The sequence below is a fragment of the Streptomyces sp. NPDC002730 genome (assembly GCF_042888805.1).
Classification (GTDB): Bacteria; Actinomycetota; Actinomycetes; order Streptomycetales; family Streptomycetaceae; genus Streptomyces.
Genome location: NZ_JBIAQG010000007.1, coordinates 435,096 through 445,240 on the forward strand (window position 1 = coordinate 435,096; position 10,145 = coordinate 445,240).

The window sequence follows — 10,145 nt, forward strand, 5'->3', positions numbered from 1 at the left end:
GCGTAGAGCAAAACTGAACGAGCGAGAAGCCGTCTCCCCGCCGCCGGTCCTCGGTAGTGGCCCCCGGAGAACAACCCCCCGGGTGCTTCGATCGAAGACCGGCCCGCAGAACGAGAGCTTCTCCGCCACGTCCTCCGCCACACGGGCGAGGGGACGAAGACGAGGAGAAAACGCTAGTGGAGAACGAGACCCACTACGCCGAGGCCGTTATCGACAACGGAACCTTCGGCACCCGCACCATCCGCTTCGAGACGGGCCGCCTGGCCAAGCAGGCCGCCGGTTCCGCCGTGGCGTACCTGGACGACGACACCATGGTGCTGTCGGCCACCACCGCTTCCAAGAAGCCCAAGGACCAGCTCGACTTCTTCCCCCTGACGGTGGACGTCGAGGAGCGGATGTACGCAGCCGGCAAGATTCCCGGCTCCTTCTTCCGTCGTGAGGGCCGGCCCTCCGAGGACGCGATCCTCACCTGCCGCCTGATCGACCGCCCGCTGCGCCCCTCCTTCAGGAAGGGCCTGCGCAACGAGATCCAGATCGTCGAGACGATCATGGCGCTCAACCCCGACCACCTGTACGACGTGGTCGCGATCAACGCCGCCTCCTGCTCCACGCAGCTGGCCGGCCTGCCCTTCTCCGGCCCGATCGGCGGCACCCGTGTCGCCCTGATCAAGGGCCAGTGGGTCGCCTTCCCGACGCACACCGAGCTCGAGGACGCCGTCTTCGACATGGTGGTCGCCGGTCGCGTCCTCGAGGACGGCGACGTCGCGATCATGATGGTCGAGGCCGAGGCCACCGAGAAGACCATCGAGCTCGTCAAGGGCGGCGCCGAGGCGCCGACCGAGGAGATCGTCGCCGCCGGTCTCGAGGCCGCGAAGCCCTTCATCAAGGCGCTGTGCAAGGCCCAGTCGGACCTCGCCGCCAAGGCTGCCAAGCCCACCGGCGAGTTCCCGGTCTTCCTCGACTACCAGGACGACGTCCTGGAGGCCCTGACCGCCGCCGTCAAGGGCGAGCTCGCGCAGGCGCTCACCATTGCCGGCAAGCAGGAGCGCGAGGCCGAGCTCGACCGCATCAAGGAGATCGCCGCCGAGAAGCTGCTCCCGCAGTTCGAGGGCCGCGAGAAGGAGATCTCCGGTGCCTACCGGGCGCTGACCAAGAAGCTGGTCCGCGAGCGCGTCATCAAGGACAAGGTCCGTATCGACGGCCGTGGCGTCACGGACATCCGTACGCTCGCCGCCGAGGTCGAGGCCATCCCGCGCGTGCACGGCTCGGCGCTGTTCGAGCGTGGCGAGACCCAGATCCTGGGCGTCACCACCCTCAACATGCTCCGTATGGAGCAGCAGCTGGACACCCTTTCCCCGGTGACCCGCAAGCGCTACATGCACAACTACAACTTCCCGCCGTACTCCGTCGGTGAGACCGGCCGCGTCGGTTCGCCGAAGCGCCGCGAGATCGGCCACGGTGCGCTCGCCGAGCGCGCCATCGTGCCGGTGCTGCCGACGCGCGAGGAGTTCCCGTACGCGATCCGCCAGGTCTCCGAGGCGCTGGGCTCCAACGGCTCGACGTCCATGGGCTCGGTCTGCGCCTCCACCATGTCGCTGCTGAACGCCGGTGTGCCGCTCAAGGCCCCTGTCGCCGGTATCGCCATGGGCCTGATCTCCGAGGAGATCGACGGCAAGACCCACTACGTCGCCCTCACCGACATCCTCGGTGCGGAGGACGCCTTCGGTGACATGGACTTCAAGGTCGCCGGTACGAAGACCTTCGTCACCGCGCTCCAGCTCGACACCAAGCTCGACGGCATCCCCGCCTCGGTCCTGGCCGCCGCGCTGAAGCAGGCCCGCGACGCCCGCCTCCACATCCTCGACGTGATGAACGAGGCCATCGACGTCCCGGACGAGATGTCCCCGAACGCCCCGCGGATCATCACCGTCAAGATCCCGGTGGACAAGATCGGTGAGGTCATCGGCCCCAAGGGCAAGATGATCAACCAGATCCAGGAGGACACCGGCGCCGACATCACGATCGAGGACGACGGCACCATCTACATCGGTGCCGCCCAGGGCTCGCAGGCCGAGGCCGCCCGCGCCACGATCAACGGCATCGCCAACCCGACCATGCCGGAGGTCGGCGAGCGCTACCTGGGTACGGTCGTCAAGACCACCACCTTCGGTGCGTTCGTGTCCCTGCTCCCGGGCAAGGACGGCCTGCTGCACATCTCGCAGATCCGCAAGCTCGCCGGTGGCAAGCGCGTGGAGAACGTCGAGGACGTGGTCGCGGTCGGCTCCAAGGTCCAGGTCGAGATCGCTGAGATCGACTCCCGCGGCAAGCTCTCCCTGATCCCCGTGATCGAGGGCGAGGACGCCGAAGACAAGAAGGACGACACCGACAAGTGACGTCGCGTAGTTCCACGACGACGGCCCGCACCTCCTCGGAGGCGCGGGCCGTCGCCCGTACCCAAACGCTTCTCAAGGGCGAGCACGGCATCGGCACGGTCCGCCGCACCGTCCTCCCCGGCGGCCTGCGCGTCGTCACCGAGACCCTGCCATCCGTACGCTCCGCCACCTTCGGGATCTGGGCGAACGTCGGCTCCCGAGACGAGACGCCGTCGCTGGGCGGCGCCACGCACTACCTCGAGCACCTCCTCTTCAAGGGCACGCACAAGCGCTCCGCCCTCGACATCTCCTCGGCGATCGACGCGGTCGGCGGCGAGATGAACGCCTTCACGGCGAAGGAGTACACCTGCTACTACGCACGGGTGCTCGACACCGACCTGCCGCTCGCCATCGACGTGGTCTGCGACATGCTCACCGGCTCGCTGATCCAGCAGGAGGACGTCGACGCCGAGCGCGGTGTCATCCTCGAGGAGATCGCGATGACCGAGGACGACCCCGGCGACTGTGTGCACGACCTGTTCGCGCACACCATGTTCGGAGACACGCCTCTCGGCCGCCCGGTCCTCGGCACGGTCGACACCGTCAACGCGCTCACCGCGGACCGCGTCCGCCGCTTCTACAAGAAGCACTACGACCCGACCCATCTGGTCGTAGCCGCCGCGGGCAACATCGACCACGCCACGGTCGTACGCCAGGTCCGCCAGGCCTTCGAGAAGGCCGGCGCCCTGTCCCGTACGGACGCGGCCCCGACCCCGCCCCGCGACGGACACCGCTCCCTGCGCACGGCCGGCCGCGTCGATCTGCTCAACCGCAAGACCGAGCAGGCCCATGTGGTCCTCGGCATGCCGGGCCTGGCCCGCACCGACGAGCGCCGCTGGGCGCTGGGTGTACTGAACACGGCCCTCGGCGGCGGCATGTCGTCCCGCCTCTTCCAAGAGGTACGGGAGAAGCGCGGCCTCGCCTACAGCGTGTACTCGTACACCTCGGGCTTCGCCGACACCGGCCTCTTCGGCGTCTACGCAGGCTGCCGGCCCAGCCAGGTCCACGACGTCCTCAAGATCTGCCGCGACGAGCTCGACCGCGTCGCATCGGACGGTCTGTCGGACGAGGAGATCGGCCGCGCCGTCGGCCAGCTCTCCGGCTCGACAGTGCTGGGCCTCGAGGACACGGGCGCGCTGATGAACCGTATCGGCAAGAGTGAGCTGTGCTGGGGCTCGCAGATGTCGGTCGACGACATGCTCGCGCGGATAGCCGCCGTCACCCCTGACGAGGTGCGCGCGGTGGCCGGCGAGATCCTGGGACAGCGCCCGTCGTTGTCGGTGATCGGCCCGCTCAAGGACAAGCAGGCGGACCGACTCCACGAAGCGGTCTCCTAACCGTAAGGAAGAGAGCAATGAGCAAGCTGCGCGTGGCCGTTCTCGGCGCCAAGGGCCGTATCGGCTCGGAAGCGGTACGAGCCGTCGAGGCCGCCGACGACATGGAACTGGTCGCGGCACTCGGCCGGGGCGACAAACTGGAAGCCCTGGTGGATTCCGACGCCCAGGTCGTGGTCGAACTGACCACGCCGGCCTCGGTGATGGGCAATCTCGACTTCTGCGTACGCCACGGCATTCACGCGGTGGTCGGCACCACAGGCTGGACCGACGAACGCCTCGCGCAGCTGAACACCTCGCTCGCCGCATCGCCAAGGACCGGCGTGCTCATCGCGCCGAACTTCTCCATCGGAGCGGTCCTCACCATGAAGTTCGCGCAGCAGGCGGCGCGTTACTTCGAGTCCGTCGAGGTCGTCGAGCTGCACCACCCGAACAAGGCCGACGCCCCCAGCGGCACCGCCACCCGCACCGCCCAGCTCATCGCGGCGGCCCGCGCCGAGGCGGGCTGCCCACCGCAGCCCGACGCGACCGTCACCGCGCTGGACGGCGCCCGCGGCGCGGACGTCGACGGCGTCCCCGTGCACGCCATCCGGCTGCGCGGACTCCTCGCCCACCAGGAAGTCCTGCTCGGCGGCGAGGGCGAGACGCTGACCATCCGGCACGATTCCCTGCATCACAGCAGCTTCATGCCGGGCATCCTGCTCGGCGTCCGCCGTGTGGTGTCCACTCCAGGCCTCACCTTCGGCCTGGAAAACTTCCTCGACCTCGGCTGACGGCCATGGGCGGAAAGATCACGTACTTCTTCCTCGCCACGGTGCTGGTCATCGTCTTCGGCGTGGTGGCGCTGGAGGGGGTGCTGCTCATGCTGACCGGTGAGCCGGCCGCCATGGGGATGGGCGCGGTGGCCTTCCTGCTGCCGTGCATCGGCGTCTGGTTCCTCTGGCACAACACGCGCTTCGCGCGCAATGCCCATCGGCTGGCCCGTGAGCTGGAGGCCGAAGGCGGCCTGCCAGCAGATGAGTCGAGGCACACGCCCGGCGGCCGTATCGACCGGGACTCCGCGGACGCCGTGTTCGCCAAGCGCCGCGCCGAGACCGAGGATTCACCGGACGACTGGCGCAGCTGGTTCCGACTCGCCGTCGCCTACCACGATGCCCGTGACACCCCGCGCGCCCGCAAGGCGATGCAAAGGGCGATCGCGCTGCACGATCGCCCGGCCACGACAAGCCCCTCCACATCAAGCCTCTCCGGCGATTGAGGAGCGGGGGTCCGGGGGCGGAGCCCCGAAGCGGGTTCCGGGGCGTAGCCCCGAAAGGCTCCCGGACTCACCGCCCCCGGTCAGGCGCGGCGGTACTCCGCCCCCCACGCCTCGACCGTGTCCGCCGCCCGGTCAAACGCCTCGGCGCGCGACAGGAAGTCCGCGTTGTGGTCGGTGAGCAGCGGCAGCGGCTCGGCGCCCTGTCGTACAACGACGAGCGCCTGGCCCTGCACGGTGCGCGGCAGCCCGAGCCAGCGCACCGGCTGCTGCACGGTGCGCACCGCGGAAGCGCGGTTCCACGGCACCGTGGTGGTCGAAAGGAATCCCACGCGCCGCACCCCGTGCCGACTGACCCAGACACCCGCGCGCAGCAGCCGCAGTGCGGCGGCGACCAGCGCGAGCCCCACGCCCAGGCACAGTCCTGCTCCCGGCAGCGCAACCGCGAACGCGATGATCATCGCCGCGATGAGCACGAACGAGGCGAGCAGCAGCAACAAAGCCGCCGCCGCGACCCGCCAGGGGCCCGGACGGTACGGACGCCGCCAGTGGTCGTGATCGTCGAAGGGCAGCGCGACATCGTCGGCGTTCTCGGCGTCTGTGCCAAATGCGCGGTCGGCTGTCAGAAAGGGCAGGGGCACGACTGATCCTCACTCACCAGCACACTCGATTGGGCTGTGCCTGGTGAGGCTACCGAGGACGCCTCTGACCGACCACTCCAGGGGGGCCGTACGAGTCAGCGGCTGTCGGACGCCTGGGACTGCTGCGAATGCCCCGCCGCCCGGCCGGTTTCCAGCGAGGGAAGCCCGAAGAGCAGCGAGCCGACCAGGCCACAGGCGATGGTCAGCCCGATCAGCGTACGGCCGGCGAGCTGCGAGACGCTGGGGCGTTCGCGGGGCGGGGGAGCGACGTTACTGCGGAAGCGATCGGCCTCGGCGACGAACGCGAAAGGGACGGCCTCTCGCCGGCGGAACATCAGGGAACTCTCCTTGACTGTTTATGACGGAACACTGCTGTCGGTACAGACGAGCGGAAGGCCACATCGGTGCCCGATTTCGCCGAAATAGCTGAAGATTGTCGATGCGCAAGGTGGTCTAGAGTGGGCGCCGCCCGAGCGAAGACGTTGGAAGGACCCTGTCGGTGACCGACACCCCCGCCGAGACCGCCACGCCCAGTTTCCGCAGCGATGTCACCGTTGAACTGGTGAAGCACACCGCCGGCGACTCCGACGTGCTGTGGGCCGCCCGAGTCTCCACGGCGGGCGAGCAGTCTCTGGAGGAGCTCCAGAGGGACCCGGAGCGCTCCAAGGGACTCATCAACTTCCTGATGCGGGACCGCCACGGCAGCCCCTTCGAGCACAACTCGATGACCTTCTTCATCAGCGCCCCGATCTTCGTCTTCCGTGAGTTCATGCGGCACCGTGTCGGCTGGTCGTACAACGAGGAGTCCGGCCGCTACCGCGAGCTGCAGCCGGTCTTCTACGTCCCGGGCGCGGACCGCAAGCTGGTCCAGGAGGGCCGCCCCGGCAAGTACGTCTTCGTCGAAGGCACGTCGGAGCAGCAGAAGATCGTGACCGAGTCCATGGAGGACTCGTACCGCCGGTCGTACGAGACGTACCAGGAGATGCTGGCCGCGGGCGTTGCCCGCGAGGTCGCCCGTGCCGTCCTCCCGGTGGGCCTGTTCTCCTCCATGTACGCCACCTGCAACGCCCGCTCACTGATGCACTTCCTCGGCCTCCGCACCCAGCACGAGCTGGCAGCGGTCCCGTCCTTCCCGCAGCGGGAGATCGAGATGGTCGGCGAGAAGATGGAAGCGCACTGGGCGAAGCTCATGCCGCTCACCTACGCAGCCTTCAACGCCAACGGCCGCGTCGCTCCGTAGGGCACAGATGTACGGCCAGTCCGATGAAGTGTCCGGATTGCGGCGTTTCGAGAACTTCATCTAGGCTGATCAAACGGACCCGGCACTGCTTGAACCCCCGAGCAGGCAGTGCCGGGCTCCGCTTGTCAGGTTGTACGTCACGTCCCCCCGAGGGGACACTGCGTACTGAGCAGCGAGTAGCGTGTTACCCATGGCTCCGATCTCCACTCCGCAGACCCCGTTCGGGCGGGTCCTCACCGCTATGGTCACGCCCTTCACGGCGGACGGCGCACTCGACCTCGCCGGCGCTCAGCGACTGGCCACCCATCTGGTGGACGCAGGCAACGACGGCCTGATCATCAACGGCACCACCGGTGAGTCGCCGACCACCAGCGACGCGGAGAAAGACCAGCTCGTAAGGGCTGTACTGGAAGCGGTCGGAGACCGGGCCCATGTCGTGGCCGGCATCGGCACCAACGACACCCGCCACAGCATCGAGCTCGCCCGCACCGCCGAACGCTCCGGCGCGCACGGCCTGCTGGCTGTGACGCCGTACTACAACAAGCCCCCGCAGGAGGGCCTGTTCCGGCACTTCTCGGCCATCGCGGATGCCACGGAACTGCCCGTGATGCTCTACGACATCCCTGGCCGCAGCGGCGTCCCGATCGACACCGAAACTCTCGTGCGCCTCGCCGAGCACCCGCGTATTGTCGCCAACAAGGACGCCAAGGGTGACCTGGGCCGCGCCAGCTGGGCCATCGCCCGCAGCGGTCTCGCCTGGTACTCCGGCGACGACATGCTCAACCTCCCGCTGCTCTCGGTCGGCGCAATCGGCTTCGTCTCCGTCGTCGGCCATGTCGTCACCCCGGAGCTCCGCGCCCTCATCGACGCCCACCTCACCGGTGACGTCCAGAAGGCCACCGAGATCCACCAGCAGCTGCTTCCGGTGTTCACGGGCATGTTCCGTACGCAGGGCGTCATCACCACCAAGGCGGCACTGGCCCTCCAGGGCCTCCCGGCCGGACCGCTCCGGCTCCCCCTGGTGGAGCTCTCCCCAGAGGAAACCGCGCAGCTCAAGATCGACCTCGCTGCCGGTGGGGTACAGCTCTAAACACAGACTTCACAACTGAATACGCAGAGAAACCCGACCGAAACGGTCGGACCCAAGACAACAGCAAGTGCACGAATGTCATGTACGCCACGTGCCTCAGCGGTACGTGGCGTGCGTGGTGAGGAGAGTCTTTTGAGTCATCCGCATCCTGAACTCGGCGCCCCGCCGAAGCTGCCCAAGGGCGGCCTGCGTGTCACCCCGCTCGGCGGCCTCGGCGAGATCGGCCGCAATATGACGGTCTTCGAGTACGACGGCCGGCTGCTGATCGTCGACTGCGGCGTCCTCTTCCCCGAGGAGGAGCAGCCCGGTATCGACCTGATCCTGCCGGACTTCACCACCATCCGGGACCGTCTCGACGACGTCGAGGGCATCGTGCTCACGCACGGCCACGAGGACCACATCGGCGGCGTCCCGTTCCTGCTCCGGCTGAAGCCCGACATCCCGCTGATCGGCTCCAAGCTGACCCTGGCCCTGATCGAGGCGAAGCTCCAGGAGCACCGCATCCGCCCGTACACCCTCGAGGTGACGGAGGGCCACCGCGAGCGCATCGGCCCGTTCGACTGCGAGTTCGTCGCGGTCAACCACTCCATCCCGGACGCGCTGGCAGTCGCCATCCGCACTCCTGCGGGCATGGTGGTCCACACCGGCGACTTCAAGATGGACCAGCTCCCGCTGGACCGCCGCCTCACGGACCTCCCGACCTTCGCCAAGCTGGGCGAAGAGGGCATCGACCTGCTGCTCTCGGACTCCACCAACGCCGAGGTCCCGGGCTTCGTCCCGCCCGAGCGGGACATCTCCAACGTCCTGCGGACGGTGTTCGCGAACGCCCAGAAGCGGATCATCGTGGCGAGCTTCGCCAGCCACGTCCACCGCATCCAGCAGATCCTCGACGCGGCCCACGAGTACGGACGCCGCGTGGCATTCGTCGGGCGCTCCATGGTCCGCAACATGGGCATCGCCCGTGACCTGGGATATCTGAAGGTTCCGGCCGGCCTCGTCGTCGACGTCAAGACGCTCGACGACCTTCCGGACGACGAGGTCGTACTCGTCTGCACGGGCTCTCAGGGCGAGCCGATGGCGGCGCTCTCCCGGATGGCCAACCGCGATCACCAGATCCGCATCGTCCCCGGCGACACGGTGATCCTGGCGTCGTCCCTCATCCCGGGTAACGAGAACGCGGTCTACCGCGTGATCAACGGCTTGACCAGGTGGGGTGCGGACGTCGTCCACAAGGGCAACGCCAAGGTCCATGTCTCGGGCCACGCTTCGGCCGGCGAGCTCCTGTACTTCTACAACATCTGCAAGCCGAAGAACCTGATGCCGGTCCACGGCGAATGGCGCCACCTCCGGGCCAATGCCGAACTCGGCGCACTGACGGGTGTGCCGAAGGACCGCATCGTCATCGCCGAGGACGGCGTCGTCGTCGACCTCGTCGACGGCAAGGCCAAGATCGTCGGCAAGGTCCAGGCGGGCTATGTGTATGTCGACGGCCTCTCGGTCGGCGATGTCACCGAGGCCTCCCTGAAGGACCGCCGCATTCTGGGAGACGAGGGCATCATCTCGGTCTTCATCGTGGTCGACAGCACCTCCGGCAAGATCGTCGGCGGCCCGCACATCCAGGCCCGGGGCTCCGGTATTGACGACTCGGTGTTCAGCGGCGTCGTGCCCAAGATCGAAGAGGCGCTCAACAAGTCCGCACAGGACGGCGTCGTAGAACCCCACCAGCTGCAGCAACTCGTCCGCCGCTCGGTGGGCAAGTGGGTCTCCGACACCTACCGCCGGCGCCCGATGATCCTCCCTGTCGTCGTCGAGGTCTGACGCGTCAACCACGGGGCGGGGCCCTCGATTTGCATCGGGGCGCCCCGCTCCAGTACGTTTACGTCTCCACCTGAACGGGAACCAAACGCACTTGTGCGCTCGGTTGCAGTCCCCGAACTGGTCGGGAATTCCGACTCAGAATCTCTGATAAAGTCGGATCAGCCGAAAGGCAAAAGGCTCCCAACGGCCACTGGAAACGAATTCCGAACCGGAAACGGAACGGGAAAAGGATCTGGTAAGGTTGGAAACACGAAGGGAAGCGCCCGGAGGAAAGCCTCAGACAATGTTCTGCGGGTGAGTACAAAGGAAGCGTCCGTTCCTTGAGAACTCAACAG

General features: G+C 67.7%; 9 protein-coding genes. 7 read left to right on the top strand and 2 right to left on the bottom strand.

The features are described 5' to 3' along the window. Window positions 1-176: 176 nt before the first annotated feature. From ACFYXH_RS20670 to ACFYXH_RS20685, 4 genes are read left to right on the top strand one after another with little or no spacing between them, the layout of a single operon-like run. Window positions 177-2,393, top strand: a complete 2,217-nt coding sequence (locus tag ACFYXH_RS20670) for a polyribonucleotide nucleotidyltransferase (protein ID WP_327326425.1) — start codon at window positions 177-179, stop codon at window positions 2,391-2,393. After that, a complete protein-coding gene (locus tag ACFYXH_RS20675) occupies window positions 2,390-3,769 on the top strand; it encodes a M16 family metallopeptidase (RefSeq protein ID WP_389564715.1) in 1,380 nt (459 codons plus the stop codon). Before ACFYXH_RS20670 ends, ACFYXH_RS20675 begins: the two co-directional genes overlap by 4 nt. Window positions 3,770-3,786: 17 nt before the next feature. Further along, window positions 3,787-4,539: a 4-hydroxy-tetrahydrodipicolinate reductase gene (gene dapB / locus ACFYXH_RS20680; protein WP_389564718.1), complete on the top strand. Its 753-nt coding sequence runs from the start codon at window positions 3,787-3,789 to the stop codon at window positions 4,537-4,539. 5 nt (window positions 4,540-4,544) lie between these two features. Continuing rightward, entirely contained in the window at window positions 4,545-5,024 is a 480-nt protein-coding gene (locus ACFYXH_RS20685) for a hypothetical protein (RefSeq protein WP_389564721.1), read from the top strand. Between the two features lie 80 nt (window positions 5,025-5,104). Here the strand turns inward: ACFYXH_RS20685 and ACFYXH_RS20690 are convergent, their stop codons facing one another. Continuing rightward, window positions 5,105-5,662: a hypothetical protein gene (locus tag ACFYXH_RS20690; protein WP_389564724.1), complete on the bottom strand. Its 558-nt coding sequence runs from the start codon at window positions 5,660-5,662 to the stop codon at window positions 5,105-5,107. Between the two features lie 95 nt (window positions 5,663-5,757). Continuing rightward, window positions 5,758-5,997: a hypothetical protein gene (locus tag ACFYXH_RS20695; protein ID WP_389564727.1), complete on the bottom strand. Its 240-nt coding sequence runs from the start codon at window positions 5,995-5,997 to the stop codon at window positions 5,758-5,760. A 164-nt stretch (window positions 5,998-6,161) separates the two neighbouring features. On the opposite strand from ACFYXH_RS20695, the gene thyX reads away from it, so the two are divergent. From thyX to ACFYXH_RS20710, 3 genes are all read left to right on the top strand, one after another. After that, entirely contained in the window at window positions 6,162-6,902 is a 741-nt protein-coding gene (gene thyX, locus ACFYXH_RS20700; RefSeq protein WP_327326431.1) for an FAD-dependent thymidylate synthase, read from the top strand. A gap of 190 nt (window positions 6,903-7,092) precedes the next feature. Beyond that, complete coding sequence (dapA, locus tag ACFYXH_RS20705; RefSeq protein ID WP_389564731.1) at window positions 7,093-7,992, top strand: 4-hydroxy-tetrahydrodipicolinate synthase; 900 nt, start codon at window positions 7,093-7,095, stop codon at window positions 7,990-7,992. Window positions 7,993-8,124: 132 nt separating this feature from the next. Next, window positions 8,125-9,810, top strand: coding sequence for a ribonuclease J (locus ACFYXH_RS20710; protein WP_327326433.1), 1,686 nt, complete (start codon window positions 8,125-8,127; stop codon window positions 9,808-9,810). The last annotated feature ends 335 nt before the right edge of the window (window positions 9,811-10,145 follow it).

Excerpts from the sequence above, each read along its gene's own strand:
- dapA (WP_389564731.1), top strand. The coding sequence starts at position 7,093 with ATGGCTCCGATCTCCACTCCGCAGACCCCGTTCGGGCGGGTCCTCACC.
- ACFYXH_RS20685 (WP_389564721.1), top strand. The coding sequence starts at position 4,545 with ATGGGCGGAAAGATCACGTACTTCTTCCTCGCCACGGTGCTGGTCATC.
- dapB (WP_389564718.1), top strand. The coding sequence starts at position 3,787 with ATGAGCAAGCTGCGCGTGGCCGTTCTCGGCGCCAAGGGCCGTATCGGC.
- ACFYXH_RS20695 (WP_389564727.1), bottom strand. The coding sequence starts at position 5,997 with ATGTTCCGCCGGCGAGAGGCCGTCCCTTTCGCGTTCGTCGCCGAGGCC.